This window comes from Stenotrophomonas sp. P5_A8 (assembly GCF_056400545.1).
The window spans coordinates 1-21,645 of the sequence record NZ_JBFULB010000027.1; the positions used below are offsets into that span (position 1 = coordinate 1).

Genomic DNA, 21,645 nt, shown 5'->3' on the forward strand with positions numbered 1-21,645 from the left:
GGCCGGACGTGTCGAGCAGCGGAAGGATCCGTGGGACTAAGCCGTCGCGTTGCTCCATGTTTGCATCTGTTTGTTTGTTCACGCCCCGCTCATATCTGATAGATTCCGCACAGCGATGTCGCGAAAGGAACGCTCCGGCAGGAGCTGACAACAGGGAGAGGGGGCTTGGGCGCCTGGAATTCTTGGTCATGCCGTGTCGGCGTGGCAGCTGTGCTGTGCATGATGCTGAGCGAGGTCGGGGCCGTTGAGCCCTATCAGGAATACAGCAAGCGGGTCGAGGCGGCCCAGACGCTGACCGCGTTGAAAAGCGAGTTGATGGGCGACAGTGTCAGCGTCTACAACGGCGCGACCGATTTCGCCGTCACCGATATCGAGTTGACCGGTTCGGGTATGCCCGTCCGCCTTACCCGCCGATTCTCGGTGGAGCTGACGCCGATTGGCCCAGGCGAGCCCCTTGCGGCGCCCAAGCTTCGGGGCATCGGCAACTGGGATCTGGATGTACCCCATATCTCAGCAACCTTCGATAGCGCGGTGCTGTGGAGGGGGCTGKATTCCACCGGGGGGCTGACCGACCAGCGTTGCTCGGTCGCAGTGGCGCCGCAGATATCCTTCAGTGGTGCAATCAGCATCTTCGACATCTTCCAGGGCTTCAGCATCCATGTCCCAGGCGAGGGCGATCGCCCCATGCTGTTGGCCGAGTCTGGCGTGCCAGTGCCCAATGACGGCGTCCCTCACCGTTGGGCCAGCCGCGAGCGCGATGCCTTCAGCTGCATTCCCATGCAGGCGGGCATGTCCGGCGAGGGCTTTGCCATGCAGACCGCCGACGGGCGTCGGTTCGAATTCAACTACGCGGTAGGACGCCCGGCGGGCACGATGCAGCAGAGCCGTGGACCGATGTATCCCCCGGTCAGGATTGCGCGCACCCGGATGTTCCTGCTTGCCACCAAGGTTACCGATCGCTTCGGGAATACGCTGAGCTATAGCTACAACGGGCAGGGCAATCCGACGGCCATCGTGGCTCAGGATCGTAATGGCGAAGTCCGCCGACTGGACCTGGCCTATCAGGGCGACCGTCTTGTCACGGCCTCCACCAACGGGCGGAACTGGACCTACAGCTACGATGGTGCGGGAAACCTGGGCGGTGTCATGCTGCCTGACGGCAGCGCATGGCAGTACACCTATGCGGGAAATCTCAAGCCGGGTTTTGACTTCTGGGATGGAGAGACCGGCATCACGTGTGCGGGCGGACCGGATGCGCTGCAGGCCAGTTATGAAGTCGTGTCCCGGCACCCGTCAGGTGCACAAGGCCGCTTCAACTTCACCAACCTTCGGCACTATCGGGCCGGTGTGCAGCGCAGCGAATGCATCAGTCGGGTGAACGGGCAGGATCTTTACTACGTCCTGCGTACGCCGAACCAGTTCGACATCATGTCGCTGGTATCGAAGGAACTGAGCGGCCCTGGCATTCCACAGCCGCTGCTATGGACCTACTCGTACACGCGTGAACGGCAGGCGTTGTGGGGCGGCGGTCAGCCGGTTGCCTATCCGTGCCAGAGCTGCCCGACCACCAAGGCAAACACGATCAACAAGCCCGACGGCTCCCGGGTCGTCTATGACTATGGATTCCTCTATGCCTGGAACGATGGGCAGTTGATGGGCTCCAGAACGTACGACGCCGCAGGCAATCTGCTTTCAACCACCCGTTCCGAGCTGATGACCGATGCGCAACTGGCGAGCCAGCCTTTCCATCCCAACTACGGCCTGAGGGTCGGGGGCGATGACATCGGCACGCTGAAGGTGCGTCCGATGGTCAGTACGACGGTGTCGCAGGACGGAACCACGTTCCGTGCCACCACAAATAGTTTCGATGCCTACGCTCGGCCGACAAGCGCCACCCGCGCAAGTCCGTGGCACTCCCGCACCGACACGACGCAGTACAGCGACGATACAACCCGCTGGTTGCTTGGTCAGGTGAGTGCGGTAACCAATGCAGACACCGGTGCGGTGGTATCGCAGACGACGTTTGATGGCAACGCGATGCCCTCGCAGTCGTGGTCGTTCGGCAAGCTGCAGCAGTCGCTCACCTATCATGCTGATGGCACAATAGCGACCGTCAAGGATGGCAACGGCAATACCACCACGTTGGGCGCTTGGAAGCGCGGCAATCCGCAATCGATCACCTGGGCGGATGGGCAGGGTCTTGCCGCCAGCGTCGACGACAATGGCTGGATCACCTCGATCACCGATGAGAACGGCTTCGCCACCCAGTATGGCTATGACGCGATGGGGCGAGTCTCCAGCATCACGTATCCGGCAGCCGACTCTGTGGCCTGGAATGTCACCACGCAGGCATTCGCCCAGGTAGGCGCCGACGAGTACGGGATTGGGCCGGGCCATTGGCGGCAGGTGGTGGCGACCGGCAACGCTCGAAAGGAAACCTTCCTTGACGCACTCTGGCGACCGCTCGTCACCCGTGAGTACGATGCGGCCGATGTCGCGGCAACGCAGCGATTCCAGCGCTTTGCCTACGATGAAGAAGGCCGGCAGGTGTTCGCGTCCTATTCCGGGACGACCGACACGCTCACTACGGGCACGTGGAGCGACTACGACGCTCTGGGTCGGGCTACCTCGGTGTCGCAGGACAGCGAACTTGGCTTGCTGAGCACAGTCACGCAGTACCTGCCCAACGGCCAGACACGGACGACAAACCCGCGGGGCCAGGCGACGGTGAGCGGCTATCAGGTCTTTGACCAGCCCGGATACGACGTCCCGGTCTGGATCGACCATCCAGAGGGCGCCTATACCGATATCGCCCGGGACGTGTTTGGAAAGCCCACCTCGATTCGGCGAAGAAACGCAGACGGAACACTTTCTGTCACGCGCAGCTACGTCTATGACGGTCATCAGCAACTGTGCAAATCCGTCGAACCGGAGACCGGCGCCACGGCGACCGGGTATGACGGCGCCGGCAACGTCATCTGGACGGCGTCGGGACTTGCATTGGCCAGTACGGCCAACTGCGACGTCCAGGCTGCGCTTGATTCAGGACGGCGCGTGGACCGAACCTACGACGCGCGCAATCGGCTCAAGACGCTGTCTTTTCCCGACGGCAACGGCAACCAGACCTGGAGCTACTTCAACGATGGCAGGCCTTCGCAGGTTGTGACCAGCAACGATGCGGGCGCCAGCCAGGCGATCAATACCTATGCCTACAATCGCAGGCGTCTGCTGGTTGGGGAAACGGCGGAGCAGGCGGGAGTGGTCAACTGGTCACTCGGCTATGGGTACGACGCCAACGGCGCGCTGGCCAGCGTCGTGTATCCAAGCGGGATGAGCATTGACTATGGTCCGAACGCGCTGGGGCAGCCAACGCGAGCGGCAGGTTACGCCAGCGGTGTGTCGTATTACCCCAATGGCGGAATGCGGCAGTTCACTTATGGCAATGGGATCGTGCATACCATGACGCAGAGCAGCCGCCAGCTTCCTGCTCGTGTCGTCGATGGTGGCGTGCTTGATAACGCCTATGCGTATGATGCCGTCGGCAACGTGTCCCGGATCGACGACGCACTCGATGCCAGCCGCACCCGATCCATGCAGTATGACGGGCTCGACCGCCTTACCCAGACCATCTCCCCGGCATTTGGCGGCGATGGCGTGATGCGTTATAGCTACGATGTGCTCGACAATCTGCGCGGCGCGAAGCTGCTCGGGGTCAAAGAGCATAACTACTGGTATGACAGCAACAATCGCCTGACCAACGTCCAGAGCAACGCCGGTGCTACCACGATCGGCCTGAGCTACGGGGTGCAGGGCAACCTCAGCAACCGCAACGGACAGGCATTCAACTTCGACTACGGAAACCGGTTGCGTGGTGCGGTAGGCATCGAGTCTTACCGGTATGACGCGCATGGTCGTCGCATTGCATCCATCGATGCAGCGGGAGCCACGATCCTTTCCATGTACGGCCAGGATGGTGTCTTGCGGCGCCAGAACAATGCGCGCCAGGGCAAGAACATTGAATACGTTCACCTCAATGGAAGCCTGGTGGCCGAAGTGGCAACAATCGTTACGCCGGTGGCCCCTGTGTTGCAGGCGCCAGCGTTCAGTAATTCCGGTAGCTACGCGGTGAGCTGGAACGCAGTGGATGCGGCGACCGCTTATGAGTTGCAGGAGCAGGTCAATGCGGGAGGCTGGAGCGGTATCCAGACCGGTGCAGCGGTGAGCTGGGCAGCAAACGGAAAGACGGGCGCGACCTACAGCTATCGGGTGCGCGCCTGCATGGCTGTATCCAACTGCAGTGGCTGGAGTGCAGTCGCATCTACCGTGATGCAGCTCTCGCCTTCGGGCGTTCCCGCGCTCGCTGCGCCCGCGCAGGCCCCCAACGGTAACTACACTGTTAGTTGGTCTGCTGTCGTCGGCGCCAGCAGCTACGCGTTGGAGGAGATGGTGGGTTCGGGTAGTTGGTCCATCGTCAGTCCGACCACGACACCGAACGCCATGCAGTACGCGGGACGTCCGGCTGCCAGCTACGCTTATCGCGTCCGCGGATGCAACGCAGCCGGTTGTGGGCCGTTCTCCGCGACAGTGTCTGTGGTGGCCTTCTCGCCGCCCAGCGTTTCACCTGGCCTGTCCGCACCTGCCGTGGCATTGAACGGAAATTTTGCCGTCAGCTGGTCTTCCGTACCCGATGCCAACAAGTACAGCGTCGAGGAGAGCGCCAATGGCGCCGGTTGGGCGGTCTATAGTGAACTCGCCGCGACTGGGCTTTCGATCTCGGGCAAGCCGACCGGCAACTACAGCTATCGGGTGCGTGCCGGCAACGACGCTGGCTGGAGTGGGGTGTACTCCAACGTGGTGAGTGTGGCATCGCTTCAGCCTCCGCAGGCGACGTCTGTGAGCGCTCCTGCCTCGAGCAACACGGGCAGCTACACCGTCAGCTGGAACGCAGTAGCGTTGGCGACGGAGTACCGGCTGGAGCAGAGTGTCAACAGCGGCGGCTGGGGTGAGGTCCAGCGCGAGGGCGCCACGTCGCGCACGGTGAGCGGGCAATTGGACGCCAACTACGGTTATCGTGTCCTCGCGTGTAACGCTGCAGGCTGTAGTGGGTATTCCAACACTGCGTCCACTGTGGTTACGCTGCCGCCTGCGACGCCTAGGATTACGTCGAATACCAAGTTCCAGTCGGCCAAGCCACCGATACGGATCAATTGCTCTGTGTGGTGGACGCCGGTGGCGGGAGCTACCACGTATGAGTTGCTAAAGAATGGCATCGCAAACGTGTACAGCGGCCCGTTGACCCAGGTTGGCTCAAGCAACCAGACCTACTGCGCGGCGTCGCACCAAGTGAGGGCTTGCAATGCCGCAGGCTGCTCGCCTTGGTCGAATCCCCCTACACCGCAGGTGCTGACTATTGGAGAGATCGATGGCTGACCTTGTCCGCGCAATTGCCCTGAGGAAGGTGGTGGACGGCATATCTCGATGCTCTGCAGCACTCAAGAGGGTGGCCCAAGGGCGCGGTAGGCTGCAGGGGAAGGTGTGCTGGATGCTCATGTCCAGCATGGCGGCGGTGTCCCCCGTCAGCGCTCAAGCGGTCACGTACGTCCACACCGATGCCTTGGGCTCGGTAGTAGCCAAGAGTGATGCCAACGGCAACGTGATCGAGCGCATCACTTACGAGCCTTATGGCGCTGTCGTAGGTGCTCCTGTTGCCGATGGGCCGGGGTATGCGGGGCATGTGAGTGATGCTGCAACTGGGCTAAGCCAGATGCAGCAAAGGTACATGGATCCGCAGCTGGGGGTGTTCCTCTCGGTGGATCCGGTGACACCACACGAAAATCCTGGATCATCCTTTAACCGATACACATACGCTGCAGACAATCCTTACCGGTTTAATGACCCTGACGGTCGTCAGGAGCGCGCAGCAGAGCGACACGCTGATTCGGTAGCAAGCGATCCTGCTGCGTACGACACATTTGGTCCCGCGGCGCTTGTGTTGACCTACGCGATAATTCGAGCAACGCCCGTCATTGGTCCTGCCGCCGCCTCGTTGATGACAGGCGCAATCGACTCTGCACAACAGTCTCGGGCACTACCTGCACCAACAGCAGCGGCATCAACATCTGCTTCAGTTGCCGCTCCAGCACCTGCTTCCTCTCCGAATTTTGTTGTCTCATCAAGCGGAACGGCGTTTCCTGTGCCTCCAGGCTCAACAGGGCCCTCTCCAGTGACAAATCCGGGGGGCAAGCAAACCGGTGTCGCCTTTACAGGTGGGGCGGGGGGCGCCAACCGACAAGTGGCAACCATGCGGATGATGGATCCGACGTCGCCAAAGGGAGCCAGCCCCGGATACCCGTCTGGCTACATAAAATATGAAAACGCAGGCAAGCAAGGCGTTGATCCAAACTCAGGAAAGACCTTGCCCAATTCAAAGTCGCATTTTCCAATCAAGTAGGGTGAGATACGTCACATGAATGAGTATCGATCAGAAATTTTTCAACATCTCAAGGGCAAGCATGTAACGTTGACCTTCGAGGATGAGCAGGTTCAGGTTGGAACTGATGATGGGTGGTCGCTTCATATTTATAACGAATATACGCTCTCCTGTGACGAGCGTTCGGGCCCACTGACACATACGTCGCTCCGATTGAAGTTGGTCGATTGCCTGGTCGATGACATCAAAATGACCATGATGTTCTCGGGCGATAAATTTCTCACCGTCGACTTGACAGAAGATGGGTACTCCGGTCCAGAAGCCATGCAACTGAATGGACCCRACGGTAGCATCGTTATCTGGAGCTGAGCCTGCCTGTTCGTGTAATGATGAATAGCGCAAGTCCAAAGATAATGCGATGACAAGGACTAACACATCCCATCTGCATGCGGTGTTGGTTGAAATTGCTTCAAGAAATCATCGCAACTTGCCCGTGCATGGCCTCGGACATMTCATTGACCGTGACCGTAGATGCAACAAAAAGCCCCGACCAAGGCCGGGGCTTTTCGTTTGTGGGAAAGGTTGCCTCCGCTCCAGCTGCGGATGTGCGCTCGGGGTAGTGCGAGGCGATGGTCTGATACCCTGCGCAGCGATTCCGGTCCACCCGTCCGGAAGCAGCGCGGGATCTGCGACAGCCATCACCACGATCATGCCCTTCACCAGTGCCTCGCGGTCCGGCATGTTGGATGGCGAGGACGCGTCGGCCATCAGGCGCAGCGCATCCAGGCGGCGCTGCTGAAGCTGCAACGGGGTTTCGGCGGTCGGGGCATCGGCTGCGCAGGCCAGCGCAGAAGAGGTAAACAGGGCGGCGGCCAAGCACAAGCGGCGTACCAGCGGGCAGACAACATCCCTGTTGCGTCCTTCGAGGTGGGGCCCGGATGGCCTGAGTGTAGCGGCGGTCCCGGGGCAAGCAACAGGGGCGGGCATCCAGCGCTTACGCCGTACCGGATCCGCCATCCGCACCCGGTTGCGGCCCTCGGTCGTGGCTTGGTAACGCGCTTCATCGGCGCGCGCTACGAGCTCCTCCAGGAGCGGTTGATCCCCGCCGGGGAGTGCCTCGCCAATGGCCGCGCCCACGCTGATCGAGACGGCGATACGCGTGCCGCCCACCGTGATGGGATCGGCGGCAATCGCACTGCGCAGTCGCTCGACCGCTACAGGAACTTCGTTGATGACCGGCGCCGACAGCAACGCGATGAACTGCGCGCCGCCAAATCGGGCGAACAGGTCCCGGTCACGCAGCGCCTCGCGGCATCGCATTGCCAGTGGAGGCCACCGCGTTCCGGCTGCCGTCCGCGATCGGCACCCTTGGGGCCGCAGCCGGCGAGGTCGAAGGAGACCACGTCGAAGCGCGCCCCCGAACCACGGTCGCACTGCCGTCCACGCCGTCTGCTCGGTGCCGAAGCCGTGGGAAAGCACCGCAATCGGTTTACCCTGGCCGCTGCGACGGCCGCACCTCTCAAAAGTGCCCACGTACTTCTGCCAATGGCGTTGCTGAAGTGGCGAATACCAGGGCACGATGGCGGGCGGGTCTGTCGCGGGCAGCGCTGGGGCGTCATGCGCTGTCCAAGCGCATGACCGCGGCCTGGGCATGCGTGCTGCCTTGCCCCCGACAGTGCCTGTTATCCCTGTCCGAACCGGACGCCACGGCAGTATCCGCCGAACAGAAGCTGCCTCAGATAGCCGCCGACTGCACCGGCCAGGAGGCCTGCCAGTACACGCCGTGCAGGCGTGATACCCCGCCGCACCAGAGCTGCCAGCCAGGGAAGCGCCGCCAGCGCCTGGGCCCCGACCAGCAAGGCCAGCACATCCAGACCAACGGCATCGACCACCGGCAGCAGGGGTAACAGCAACGGATTACACGCTACCAGCAGGACGATCGCCGTGGTGATGGCAAACAGGACACGCCGGCCCCCAGGGGTGGCACACCAACGCAATAGTCGAGACGTCAGGCTCAAGGAAGTTGCTCCAGTCGTTGGCCGCATTGTAGCGAGGTCGCCAGAGCGGCAGGTTTGCATGACCACCGGATGCGCGCGATCCTGTCACGCGTTACCGCGTAAGGTGCCTGGAAGGCCGCGCCGCGCGCTTCTCCCGCAGAGGATGCTTCATGAAGATCGCCGTATTCAGCGCCCGTCCCTACGACCGCCGCTTCCTGGACGAGGCCAATCAACATGCCGATGCCGCGCAATCGTTTGAATTCCTCTATTTCGACGCCTCCCTGGACATCCACACGGCCGCGCTGGCGCAGGACTGCGAGGCCGTCTGTGTCTTCGTCAACGACCGCCTGGACGCGGCGGTGCTGGATGCGCTGCACGCGCTGGGCGTGCGCGCGATCCTGCTGCGCTGCGCCGGCTTCAACAATGTCGACCTCGCCACGGCAGCCGAACTGGGCTTCTTCGTAGCGCGCGTCCCGGCCTATTCGCCCGAGGCGGTGGCCGAACATGCGCTGGCGCTGGTGATGACGCTCAACCGTCAGACCCACCGCGCCTACAACCGGGTCCGCGAAGGCAACTTCATGCTCGATGGTCTTCTGGGCCGCACGCTGTACGGCAAGACCGTGGGCATCGTTGGCACCGGCAAGATCGGCCTGGCCACCGCGCGCATCTTCAAGGGCATGGGGTGCACGGTGCTGGGCCATGATCCGTACCCGTCGACCGCCTTCGCATCGATCGGCACCTTCGTGCCGATCGATGAACTACTGGCTCGCGCGGACATCGTCTCGCTGCATTGCCCGCTTACCCCGGAAACCCATCACCTGATCAACGATGCGTCGCTGGCCGGGATGAAGGCCGGTSCGATGCTGGTGAACACCTCGCGTGGCGGCCTGGTGGATACCCAGGCGGTGATACGTGCGCTGAAGTCGCGCCACCTTGGCCACCTCGCCATCGACGTGTACGAACAGGAGAGCGTGCTGTTCTTCCAAGACCGGTCGGGTGAGATCATCGACGATGACACGTTCCAGCGGCTGATGACGTTCCCGAATGTGCTGGTCACCGGGCACCAGGGATTCTTCACAATGGAGGCGTTGCAGGAGATTTCCGGGATCACGCTGCGCAACCTCGGTGATTTCGCCGCGGGAAGCCCCTGTCCCAACCTCGTTACCGCCGCCTGACCCCGTTCGCCGCCGTTCCTCCGTCAACCCACCCAGCAGGGACTGACCATGTGGCCCYAGAACTACGACCCGCTCGGTAACGCGAATCTCTCGGCGCTGCTGGCTGCGCTGCCGGTGCTGGTATTCCTGCTGGCGTTGACCGTGCTGCGGCTGAAGGGACTCACCGCCGCGTTGCTGGCGGTGCTGGTGTCGGCCGTGGTATCGGCCTGGGTATTCGGCATGCCGCTGGGCAGCATCGGTGGCGCGGCGCTGCTGGGCATCGCCAACGGCCTGTTCCCGATCAGCTTCATCGTGCTGATGGCGGTGTGGTTGTACAAGCTGGCCATCCGCAGCGGCAAGTTCGAGGTGATCCGCGGCAGCATCGCCACCATCTCCGACGACCAGCGCATCCAGGTGCTGCTGATCGCGTTCTGCTTCGGCGGCTTCCTGGAAGGCGCGGCAGGTTTCGGTGTGCCCATCGCGATTTGCGCGGCGCTGCTGGTGGAACTCGGCTTCCGCCCGCTCAAGGCAGCCATGCTSTGTCTGGTGGCCAACGGCGCGGCAGGGGCCTACGGCGCCATTGGCATCCCGGTGCTGGTGGGTGCGCAGCAGGGCGGGGTGGCGCTGGGCGACATGTCGCTCATGCTGATCCCGCTGGTACAGGTCTGCGCCCTGCTGCTCCCGGCGCTGCTGGTGATGATGCTGGACGGCTGGCGCGGTGTGCGCGAAACCTGGCCGGTGCTGTTGGTGGTCGGCGTGGTCTTCAGCGGCACGCAGACGCTGGTGCTGCATTTGTTGGGGCCCGAGCTGGTGGACATCATCGGGCCGCTCGCGGCAATGGGCAGCCTGGCCGCGTTCATGCAGGTCTGGCGCCCGAAACGGATCTACCGCGAAGCCAACGCGCCGCCGGTCTCCAGCCGGCGCTGGTCGCTCCGGGAGGTACTGCTGGCGTGGTCGCCTTTCTACATCCTCACCGCCACCATCCTGGTCTGGAGTCTGCCCGCGTTCAAGGTGCTGTTCGCGGCGGATGGCGTGCTCGGCACAACGGTGCTGCACCTGCCCATCGGCCTGCTCGACCAGCGCGTGCAGGAGCTGCCGCCACTGGTCGCCAGTGCACGCGCACTGCCGGCAGTCTGGACTGTGGGGTGGCTCAACGCCTCCGGTACGGCGATCCTGATCGCGGCGCTGCTTACCGTCTTGCTGTCGCCCAAGCTGAGCGTGCGTTCGGCCAGCGAGGAGCTGGCGCAGTCCGGCCGGGAGATGTGGAAGCCGCTTGCGACGGTGGCCCTGGTGATGGCCGTGGCCTACATCACCAACTATTCCGGCGCGTCGTCCACGATCGGTTTGGCACTGGCCCAGGCCGGCGGCTTGTTCCCGGTGGTGGCGCCGGTGATCGGCTGGCTGGGAGTCTTCATCACCGGATCGGTGGTCAACAGCAACACCTTGTTCGCCCATCTGCAGGCGGTTACGGCCACGCAGATCGGCGTCTCCCCCGCGCTGCTGGTAGCGGCCAATACCGCCGGCGGGGTGATGGCCAAGCTGGTGTCGCCGCAATCGATCGCCATTGCCGCCGCTGCGGTGAAGCTGGTCGGCCAGGAGTCGGCGATCATGCGCACGACGTTGGCGATCAGTTTGGCCCTGCTGGGCTATGTGTGCGCGTGCACGCTGTTGTTGTCGGTGCTGCTGCACTGAGTGCCGCTGCGTAACGGCCTGTCGGGTCACTTCCGTCAAGCAGGCTTGGTATGCGCAGACCGCTCGCGTAAGATCCGCCCCGGCTTGCCCGCGCAATCGCGGCTGCGCCCGGTTCCCGCCCCTCAAGCGGTGGCACCGGGCGGTCAGACCACACGGCCATTCGACTTCCAGACCTGCTCCATCGCGCACCCCAACCGGTCGCGCGGTGGCGGCACCGTGGTGGCGGTTGGCTGAACGGCATCGGTACGCAAGCGGGAGGCGCGCTAAAGCATCTGATCCGCCTGCCGATACGGCGGGCGAGCGTCGAACCGCTGGGCGATGCAGGCCCCGGTGCCGTGGTGCGGCACTGCGACGGTCGACACATACATGCTCCGGAAGCGGGTTCCGCGCAATGCGCGGGGCGTCGCCGRCGCTTCAACGTACGAATGGATGCAACGACAGGGATGATTGGGATGGGGCGTGGACGCCGGCGTGGGTGGGTTCTTCTGTTTGCAGGCATGACCGCGCAGGCATCGGCACAACAGGTGGCCGAGGCCGGTGCGCAGGAACTGCTGCGCCAGCAGGAGCGTGAGCGCGCGTTGCGCGAACAGCAGGAGGCGCGGCCGGACGTTCGTCTGGAACGAACGGCCACCGATGCGATCGAGCGCCTGCCCACGCGCGAGGCCCCGTGCTTCCGTATCGATCGGATCGTGCTCGACGGCGAAGACGCCGCGCAGTTCCAGTGGGCGCTGCGCGCGACCGATCCGGGCGGCGATCCGGCGATCGGCCGCTGCCTGGGTACCGAAGGCATCAACCTGGTGATGAAGCGCATCCAGAACGCGATCATCGCCCGTGGCTACGTCACCACACGCGTGCTGTCGGCACCGCAGGATCTCACTGGTGGCACGCTGGTGCTTTCGGTGCTGCCGGGGCGCTTCCGCACGGCCGTGTTCGTCGATCCCGCCAAGGCGCGGACCACGATCGGCAATGCGTTGCCACTGCACGGTGGCCAGATCCTGAACCTGCGTGGCATCGAGCAGGGCCTGGAAAATTTCCAGCGCGTGCCGACCGTGACCGCCGATATCCGCATCGCGCCGGCCGAGGGCGACGCCGCTGCACCGGGCCAGAGCGACCTGATGATTGCCTGGGAGCAGCGCCTGCCGGTGCGCGCCAGCGTCAGCCTGGACGATGCGGGCAGCCGCGGCACCGGCAAGCTGCAGGCCAACGGCACGGTGTCGCTGGATAACCCGCTGGGTTTGAACGAGCTGTTCTACGTCAGCGTGGGGCGCGGGGTGTTCAACGGTGCGGGCAAGGACACCGACAGCTGGACCGCGCACTACGACGTGCCGTTCGGGTACTGGCTGTTCGGCGCGACGGCCAGCGGCTACGACTACCGCCAGACCGTGCTCGGCGCATACGAAAGCTACGACTACAGTGGCGAGAGCCGCAACGCCGAAGTCCGCGTGGATCGCCTGCTGTTCCGCAATGCCACCGTCAAGCTGAGCATGTACGGACGCGGCTGGTGGCGCGAGTCGCGCAATGCCATCGACGACACCGAGATCGAGGTGCAGCGACGGCGCACCGCCGGCTGGGAAATCGGCCTGGGCCACAAGCACTTCCTGGGGACGGCGACGCTGGATGCGAACGTGGCCTACCGGCGCGGTACCGGCGCCTTCGATGCGCTGCGTTCGCCAGAAGAGAACGCCTGGGCCTTCGATCCCGGCCTTCCGTTGGAAGGGACCTCGCGGATGAAACTGATCGTGGCCGATGCCCAGCTCAGCGTGCCGTTCCAGTGGGGCAAGCAGCGCCTGCGCTACACCGCCGCCTGGCGCGCGCAGTGGAACCGCACCCCGTTGTCGCCGCAGGACCGCTTCTCCATCGGCGGGCGTTACAGCGTGCGCGGCTTCGACGGCGAGGGTTCGCTCAGCGGTGAACGCGGGTGGACCGTGCGCAACGATCTCTCGGTCGGACTCGGCGGCGGGCAGGAGGCTTACCTGGGCATGGATTACGGACGCATCGGCGGGCCATCCACGCAATGGCAGGCCGGCGATCATCTGGCGGGCATGGCCATCGGCCTGCGTGGTGGCTGGCAACGCTTCTCGTGGGATGGCTTCATCGGTTCGCCGTTGAACAAGCCGCAGAACTACCCGACCGACTACACCACGCTGGGCTTCAGCCTGGCGTGGCGCTACTGAACCATCACAAGGACGTGTGAAATGAATCGTGTTTACCGGTTGGTGTTCAATCGTGCCCTGATGGTCTGGCAGGTGGCTTCCGAGCTTGCGGTCGGCAGCGGCGGCGGCAGTGGCGAGCGTGCGCCGGGCGAGCGCAGTGCGGCGCTGGCGCCGTTGGGGTTTGCGCTGATGTGCGCATTGGGCTGGGTCAGCCTGGTGCCGGTCGCGCAGGCGCAGGCCGGGCGAATCGTGTCCGATCCCACTGCGCCGGGTAACGAACGCCCGACCGTGCTGGCCGGGCCGAACGGCGTGCCCATGGTCAATATCACCACGCCGTCCGCCGGCGGGGTATCGCGCAACCGCTATGCGCAGTTCGATGTCGGCCCGGAAGGGGCCATCCTCAACAATGCGCGCGGGCAGACCCAGACCCAGCTCGGTGGTTGGGTGCAGGGCAATCCGTGGTTGGCCACCGGCAGCGCCAAGGTCATCCTCAACGAAGTCAACGGGCCGGCCAGCCGCCTCAATGGCTACATTGAAGTGGCCGGCCAACGCGCTGAAGTGGTCATCGCCAACCCGGCCGGCATCCAGGTCAACGGGGGTGGCTTCCTCAATGCCAGCCGGGTGACGCTCACCACCGGCACGCCGGTGTTCAAGGGCGGCGCGCTGGATGGCTACCGGGTCACGGGCGGGACGATCGACATCAGCGGCGACGGGCTGGATACCAGCCGCGTGGATTACACCGATCTGATCACCCGCTCGCTGCAGGTCAACGCCGGCATCTGGGCCAACCAGCTGCGTGCCAGCCTCGGCAACCAGCAGGTGGGCGTGGATGCCATCAGCGTGGCGGCGGCGGCCGCAACCGAAGACGCCCCGACGTTTGCATTGGACGTAGGCGCGTTGGGCGGCATGTTCGCCAACAAGATCTGGCTGGTCGGCAACGAGCATGGCGTCGGTGTGCGCAACGCCGGCACCATCGGCGCGCAGGCCGGCGAACTGGTGGTCACCGTCGATGGTCGGCTGGAGAACACCGGCGCGCTGCAGTCGAGTCAGGACGTGCGCCTGGATGTCGCGCAGGACCTGCGCAACGCCGGTACGATCGCCGCCGCCCGCGAGCTGACGGTGCAGGCGGCCGGCCAGCTCGACAATAGCGGCGGCACGCTCAATGCGCAGCGGCTGCAGGTGGCGGCCGCCACGCTGCGCAACCGCGGCGGCAGCATCGAGCAGGCCGGTGTGCAGGCGCTTGCGGTCACCGCCGGCACGCTGACCAACCGCGACGCCGGAATGATCGGCGCGCTCGACAGCGTGGCCACGGACAACAGCGGCAGCGAACCCGGCAGTGGGACCGGCAACGGCACTTCCACGCCGAGCCCCGGCGATGGCGGCACCGCGACGCCGGGCGCAGGCACCGGCAGCACGCCCGCCCCGGTCACCACGCCCACCCCGGCAGCGCCGCTGGCCGCCGGTGCAGTGAGCATCGCCGGCAGCCTGGACAACGACGGCGGCAGCATCGCCAACGGCGGTACGACCTCGCTGGTCGCGGCCAACGGGCTGGACAATGGCGGCGGCCGCATCGGCGTGTCGTCGCTGCAGGCATCCGGTGAGCTGGTCAACGATGCGGGCACCCTGCAGGTGCACGGCAATGCCAACGTGCGCGCGGGCACCTTGTCCAACCAGCAGGGCACGCTCAGCGTGGCCGGGCTGCTGGAACTGGAAGCACAGTCGCTGGACAACCGCGGCGGCGAGCTGCACCACGGCGGCACCAGTGCCGCGTCGTGGACCGTGCACGGCGAGGTGAACAACGACAAGGGCCTGCTGGTCTCCAACGCCGAGCGCCTGCTGCTCCACGTGGGCAACGTCAGCAATGCGGGCGGACGCATCGAGCATGCCGGCAAGGACAGCCTGATGTTGTACACCCAGTCGTGGACCGGTGCGGCTGGCAGCCTGCGGACAGGCGGTCGCCTGGACTGGTCGGCCGGCACCATCGACATGCACGGCGGCACGCTTAGCGCCGACCGCTTCCAGATCATCGCCTCGGCGTTGGACAACCGCGGCGGCACCCTGCTGTCGCTGGGCAACCAGGGCAGCGCGGTGCGTGCCGCGCGCCTGGACAACCGCGATGGCGGCAGCATCGCCGCCAACAGCCACCTCACGCTCGACACCCRCGTGCTCGACAACAGCAAGGGGCTGATCCAGCAGGCCGGCGATGGCACGCTGCGCATCCATGCCGATACGCTGGAGGGCAGCGAAGGTCGCTTGCTGAGCAACGGGGCGCTGAGCCTGTCCGGCGGCCAGCTCGATCTCAGCGGCGGCACCACGACCGCCCAACAGATCACGGTCGACGCCGACACCCTGCGCAACGTCGGCGGCCAGCTCACCTCGCTGGGTACCAGCGCGCTGCAGTTGAGCCTGCGCACCGCGCTGGACAACCGCAACGGCGCCGTGGCCAGCAATGCAGGGCTGCAGATCGACGCGGGTCGCATCGACAACCAGAAGGGCGCGTTGCTGGGTGCCGGCACGCACGGCAGCACAGTGCGCGTGCGTGGCGACCTGGACAACCGTGGCGGCACGCTGTCCTCCAATGGTGACCTGCAGGTGCAGGCCCAGCAGCTGCTCAACCAGGGCGGCAACGTGCTGGCAGCCGAAGGCGGGCACCTGCAGGTGACGACCCGTGGCCTGCTGGACACCTCCGGCGGTGGCCGCGTGGCCGGCACCGGTGACATGACCCTGCACGCCGGCCGCTTGGACAATACCGGCGGTGCGATCGAACACGCCGGCGATGGCAGCCTGCACATCACCGCCGACACCCTGCACGGCGCCGGCGGACGCATCCTCAGCCTGGGCGCGCTGCAGCTGGACGGTGGCGAACTGCTGCTCGGCACGGCCAGTACCACCCAGGCCGAGACCGTCAGCGTCCACGCCGACACCCTCAGCACCGCTGGCGGCACCCTCAGCGCGACCGGCAACGGCGTGCTCGACCTGCACCTCACCGGTGCCCTGGACAATCGCGGTGGCAGCATCGCGGGCAATGGCGCCATCGCGCTGCAGGCCGCCAGCGTAGCCAACCAGAAGGGCGCGCTCAGCGCGGCCGGCGACGCGACCAGTACGTGGACGGTCAGCGGCGTGCTGGACAACGCCGAGGGCGTGATCGCCAGCAATGCGGATGCATTCACGATCAATGCCGGGCACCTGATCAACACCGCCGGCACCATCAGCCATGCCGGCGACAGCGGTCTTCAACTGCACACCGATCGGCTTGATGGCAGCGCGGGCACCCTGGTCAGCAAGGGTGCCCTGACCGTGCGCGCCACCGAATTGGACCATCGCAACGCCACCCTCGGCGCCGACCGCGTGGACCTCCAGGCCACCCACCTGGACAACCGCGCGGGCCGCATCGTGGCCAGCGGCAGCGGCGCCAGCCAGATCCTCGCCGAGGAACTCGACAATGCCGGCGGCACCGTGGCCAGCAACGGCGACCTGTTGCTGCAGGCGACCACCTTCGACAACACCGCAGGCACCGTCCAGCACGCCGGTGACGGCACATTGCAGATCGACGCGCAGACCCTGCTGGGCCAGCGCGGCACCGTGCTCAGCAACGGCGCGCTGAGCGTGACCGGGCAGGGCACCGACCTGCGCGAGGCCATCACCTCCGCGCGCGCGATCAGCATCGATACCGGCACCCTGACCACCGCCGGGGGCACGCTCACCGCCACCGGGGACCAGGCCCTGCGATTGACCGTGCAGAGCACGCTGGACAACCGTGGCGGCAATATCGGCGGCAACGGTCTGCTCAACCTGTCGGCGCAGCAGTTCTTCAACCAGAAGGGGAGTGTGCAGGCGGCAGGCAGCGGCCACTCCACGCTGGATATCGCGCAGGCACTGGACAACCAGCAGGGCCGCATCCTGCTCGGCGGCAGCGGCGTGCTCAGGGCTGCCAGCCTGGACAATCGTGGCGGCACCGTGCACGCCGCCGGCAGCGGCTTGACCGTCACGGTCGACGGCCGCCTGGACAACAGCGCGCAGGGCCTGCTCTCCAGCACCGCCGCGCTGGCGCTGGATGCGGGCGCGCTCGACAACCACGGCGGCGCCGTCTTCGCAGGCACCACGTTGCAGCTGGACACCACCAGCGCGCTGGACAACGCCGGCGGCGTCATCCAGTCCACCGATGCGATGCAGCTGCGTGCCTCGGGCCTGTCCAACCAGCTGGGCAAGATCATCGGCGGCGCGGTCGACATCGACACGCGCGGCTACGCGCTGGGCAACCAGAGCGGCACCATCGGCAGCCAGACCGGCGCGCTGCAGATCCGCAGCGGTGCGCTGGACAACAGCGGCGGCCGCCTGCAGTCGCAGACCCAGCTGACCGTGGATGTCGGCGCCAACGCCCTGACCAATACTGCATCGGCCAGCAATGGYGGCATCCTCGCTGGCGGCGGCCTGCGCATCGATGGCGGCTTCCTCGACAACCGTGGYGGCGTGCTGCTGGCCCAGGGCGATGCGCTGCTGAAGCTGGCCAGCGTCGACAACAGTGGTGGCGGTGCACTGACCAGCGCCGCCGACCTGTCGCTGGAGGCATCGACGTTGAACAACGCTGCCGGCCGCGTGCAGGCCGGCCGCGATCTCGATCTCAGCCTGGGCGGCGCGCTCGACAACCAGGGCGGCGCCGTTGCCGCCGGCCAGACGCTGACGCTCAAGGCCAGCAGCGTCGACAACCGCAACACCCGCACCAGCGACAACACCCTTGGCCTGCAGGCCGGCCAGTTGCAGTTGGATGCGCAATCGTTCGACAACCGCCATGGCCAACTGCTGACCGATGCCGGCAGCCGCATCCAGCTCGGCGCGGGCCTGGACAACGCCAATGGCCTGATCTCGGCCGGCGCCAGCCTGGACATCGGCGCCGACGTGGTCAGCAACAGTGCCGGCCTGCTGCGCTCGGACGGCAACCAGAGCCTGACCGCGCGCGCGCTGACCGGCGACGGCCAGCTGCACTCCCAGCGTGATGCCACGCTGACCCTGCAGGAAGGTATGGTCCTCAATGGCGAGCTGATCTCCAACGGCACGCTCACGCTGACCACCGCGGGCGATCTGTCCAACCAGGGCATCCTGCGCGCCGGCAACCTCGACCTCAACGCGCGCAACATCGACAACATCGCCGGCGCGGAAATCACCAGCCAGGGCACCACCCACCTCGGCGCCAGCGGGCAGCTCACCAATCGCGGCTTGATCGACGGCGTGGTCACCCACCTGGAAGCGGGTACGCTCGACAACGTCGGCACGGGCCGCATCTATGGCGACCACGTGGCGATCTCCGCCGGCACCGTGCGCAACCGTGCCGAGACCGCGAACGGCGCCACCCGCGTGGCCACCGTCGCCGCGCGTGAGCGCCTGGACATGGGCGTTGGCCAACTGATCAACACCGACAAGGGGCTGATCTACAGCGGCGGCGATGCTGCCATTGGTGGAACGTTGGGGGCCGATCGCCTGGCCGCGGGCGTGGCGGGGCGCATCGACAACCTCAGTTCGGTCATTGATGTGGACGGTGATCTCACGATCAATGCCCAGGCAGTCAACAACATCCGCGAGAACGTGGTCGTCACCGAAACCACCAAGGTGGAAGCCCCGGTACGCATGGACCGGCCTTCGTGGTGGCGCAACGGCAACAATGGCACCTCCGATATCCGCAGTACCAGCCATTACAGCGCCCATGAGGTGTATTACCTCAACCCTGCCGACATTCTCGAGGACGAGCCGCATATCACGCCGGATGGGTTCACCGTACACCGTGCCGTGGTGCGACTGACAGCGCAGACCAGCGCTTACTTCTTCGGTCGTGGTGGATTGTACGCAGCGTCCGGTGAGCGTTCGCGATTGAACGTGCAGGACGGCACCGTCACCCTGTATTACGTCGGCCGTCAGGACAACCAGGTCAATCCGGACCAGGTCACCAGTGGTGCGGACGATCCGTTCACCGAGCTGAGCGCGCTCCACCCCGATTCGACACCGTTCCGCTACGTCGAGGACAACCTGACGTACTCCAGCGCCTACGGCACCTGCACCACCGACTGCGTGCAGCTGTGGACGTACAAGGACTACGATCCCGACCGGACCCTGACCGGCCCGCAGTTCTCGGGCGGAAGTTCCACCAGTGGCAACGAGCAGTACCGCATCGCCACCCGTACCGTGACCGAGGATCTGCTGGCACCGGGAGCCRGTGCGGATGCGGTCATCCGCTCAGGCGGTGCGATGCACATCGGCACCGACAGCCTCGAAAACCGCTACGGCAGCATCGCCGCAGGCGGCAACCTGCAGGTCACCGGTCTGACCGCGACGGCGAAAGTCACCAATCTGGCGCAGACGCTGCACCGGACACACGCGTTCAACAACGTCAGCCGGACCTTCGGCGGCGACACCATTACCTGGAGCAATCCGTCCATTTCCGAGGTGACCGGAAAGATCGGCGGCAGCATCACCAGTGGTGGCACGTTGAGCATCGACGTCGGTGACCTGAGCAACCTCAACCAAGGGCGCGACGCCCCCAACGTGCAGGATGGGGCGGCAATGGCCAACCTCAACGTGCAGGGGCCCAGGACGCTGGACGGGGCGGGCACAGGAGGAGCGCAGGGGCCGGGCCATGCGTCCGGCACAGAGGCCGGGCGCGCGCAGGCGCAGTCGGCTGATGCGGCAGGCAGTAGCCAGGGCGGTGCCGTGGGGGGCGTGGCCAACAATGGCGCGGTGTCTGGTGGGCGCGTGGTGGCTGCTGCCGGTGATTCCCCAGACCGCGTTGCGATGGGCGCACCGGACACCCGCGCACCCAACGCCAGCCTGTTCAACGTCAACCCCAATGGTGGCAGCTACCTTGTCGAAACCGACCCGAACTACACAGACCGAAAGACCTGGCTGAGTTCGGACTACCTGCTTGGTCAGATGGGTTACTCACCCGATGCCGTGCAGAAACGCCTGGGCGATGGCTTCTACGAACAGAAGCTGGTACGCGAGCAGATCGGTGAATTGACCGGGCGCCGCTACGTCGGCAACTTCCAGGACGATGAAACACAGTACCGGGCGCTGCTCGAAGCCGGTGCGACGGTTGCCAGGGAATGGGGCCTGCGCCCCGGCGTGGCACTGACCGAAGCCCAGATGGCGCAGCTCACCAGCGACATCGTCTGGCTGGTCGAACAGACCATCACCCTGCCCGACGGCAGCACCACCACCGCGCTGGTGCCGCAGGTCTATCTACGCCTGCGCCCGGGCGACCTCAACGAGCAGGGCGCATTGCTGGCCGGCGCCAACGTCGACATCACTCTGGGCAATGGTCTGGTCAACACCGGTGAGATCGCCGGCCGCCGGCTGGTTACCATCGACGCAGGCAGCATCGAGCACCTTGGCGGCAGCATCTCCGGGCAGTACGTGGGGCTGGCATCGGGCAAGGACATTCTTATCTCCGGTGCCAGCGTCACCGCCACCGACGCGCTGTCGGTGCAGGCCGCAGGCAATGTCACCGTCGCATCCACCGTGGAAACCTTCACCGGCAAAGGTACGTCGCGGCATGAGATCACAACGCTGGATCGCGTGGCCGGCCTCTACGTAACCAATCCCGGCGGGGAAGGGGTGCTGTCGGTGGTCGCCGGTGGCGATATCAGCCTGCAGGCTGCGCAGATCCTCAATGTGGGCGCAGACGGCATCACCCAGCTGGCGGCAGGCGGCAGTCTGGATGTGGGTGCACTGGCGCTCGGGCAGCGTAGCGACGCCACCTTTGATGACCGCAACCATGTGCGCAGCAGCCAGACCACCCATGCTGTGACCACCGTGCAGGGCAGCGGCGACGTGGTGCTGGCTGCAGGCAGGGACATCAACCTTGCCGCCGCGCAGATCAAGGCGGACGGCGGCATGGCCCTGCAGGCGGGTGGTGACATCAACAGCCAGGCGCTGGTGGACAGCACCGCGCGTGATTTCAGCAATGCGGGCAAGCGCAGTTCGCTGCAGGTCACCCAGCGTGACGAGACCGTGCGAGGCAGCCAGCTGTCGGCGGGCGACAACCTGCTGCTCACTGCGGGCCGCGACGTCACTCTCACCGCAGCCCAGGTCGCCAGTGCCGAAGGCGCGGTGAGCGTGGCCGCCGGCCGTGACGTGAACCTGCTCTCGGTCAACGAAGCGCATGACTACAGCCTGGACAGCGTCGACAAGAAGAAGAAAACGCTCTCCAGCACCACCACTACCCGACACGC

At 65.5% G+C, this 21,645-nt stretch carries 9 protein-coding genes; 7 read left to right on the plus strand and 2 right to left on the minus strand.

Going from position 1 to position 21,645, the window contains the following annotated elements; genetic code table 11:
• Positions 1-201 precede the first annotated feature (201 nt).
• From AC1DQP_RS03640 to AC1DQP_RS03650, 3 genes are all read left to right on the plus strand, one after another.
• Complete coding sequence (locus AC1DQP_RS03640; RefSeq protein ID WP_478051115.1) at positions 202-5,430, plus strand: RHS repeat protein; 5,229 nt, start codon at positions 202-204, stop codon at positions 5,428-5,430.
• A gap of 112 nt (positions 5,431-5,542) precedes the next feature.
• Positions 5,543-6,451, plus strand: coding sequence for an RHS repeat domain-containing protein (locus tag AC1DQP_RS03645; RefSeq protein ID WP_478051116.1), 909 nt, complete (start codon positions 5,543-5,545; stop codon positions 6,449-6,451).
• 15 nt (positions 6,452-6,466) lie between these two features.
• On the plus strand, positions 6,467-6,799 hold the full coding sequence (locus tag AC1DQP_RS03650; protein ID WP_478051117.1) for a hypothetical protein: 333 nt from the start codon (positions 6,467-6,469) through the stop codon (positions 6,797-6,799).
• Positions 6,800-6,907: 108 nt separating this feature from the next.
• Here the strand turns inward: AC1DQP_RS03650 and AC1DQP_RS03655 are convergent, their stop codons facing one another.
• The gene (locus AC1DQP_RS03655; protein WP_478051118.1) at positions 6,908-7,750 is read right to left on the minus strand and encodes a GGDEF domain-containing protein; all 843 of its coding nucleotides are present in this window, start codon (positions 7,748-7,750) and stop codon (positions 6,908-6,910) included.
• Between the two features lie 362 nt (positions 7,751-8,112).
• Positions 8,113-8,448: a hypothetical protein gene (locus AC1DQP_RS03660; protein WP_457318558.1), complete on the minus strand. Its 336-nt coding sequence runs from the start codon at positions 8,446-8,448 to the stop codon at positions 8,113-8,115.
• A gap of 149 nt (positions 8,449-8,597) precedes the next feature.
• On the opposite strand from AC1DQP_RS03660, the gene AC1DQP_RS03665 reads away from it, so the two are divergent.
• From AC1DQP_RS03665 to AC1DQP_RS03680, 4 genes are all read left to right on the plus strand, one after another.
• Positions 8,598-9,602 carry a 2-hydroxyacid dehydrogenase gene (locus AC1DQP_RS03665; protein WP_478051119.1) on the plus strand — a complete coding sequence of 335 codons (1,005 nt, stop codon included), beginning with the start codon at positions 8,598-8,600 and terminating at the stop codon, positions 9,600-9,602.
• Between the two features lie 48 nt (positions 9,603-9,650).
• Complete coding sequence (locus AC1DQP_RS03670) at positions 9,651-11,273, plus strand: L-lactate permease (protein ID WP_478051120.1); 1,623 nt, start codon at positions 9,651-9,653, stop codon at positions 11,271-11,273.
• 452 nt (positions 11,274-11,725) lie between these two features.
• On the plus strand, positions 11,726-13,447 hold the full coding sequence (locus AC1DQP_RS03675) for a ShlB/FhaC/HecB family hemolysin secretion/activation protein (protein WP_457318561.1): 1,722 nt from the start codon (positions 11,726-11,728) through the stop codon (positions 13,445-13,447).
• Positions 13,448-13,468: 21 nt separating this feature from the next.
• Positions 13,469-21,645, plus strand: an 8,177-nt coding sequence (locus AC1DQP_RS03680) for a two-partner secretion domain-containing protein (protein ID WP_478051121.1), incomplete at its 3' end; no start/stop codon positions are given.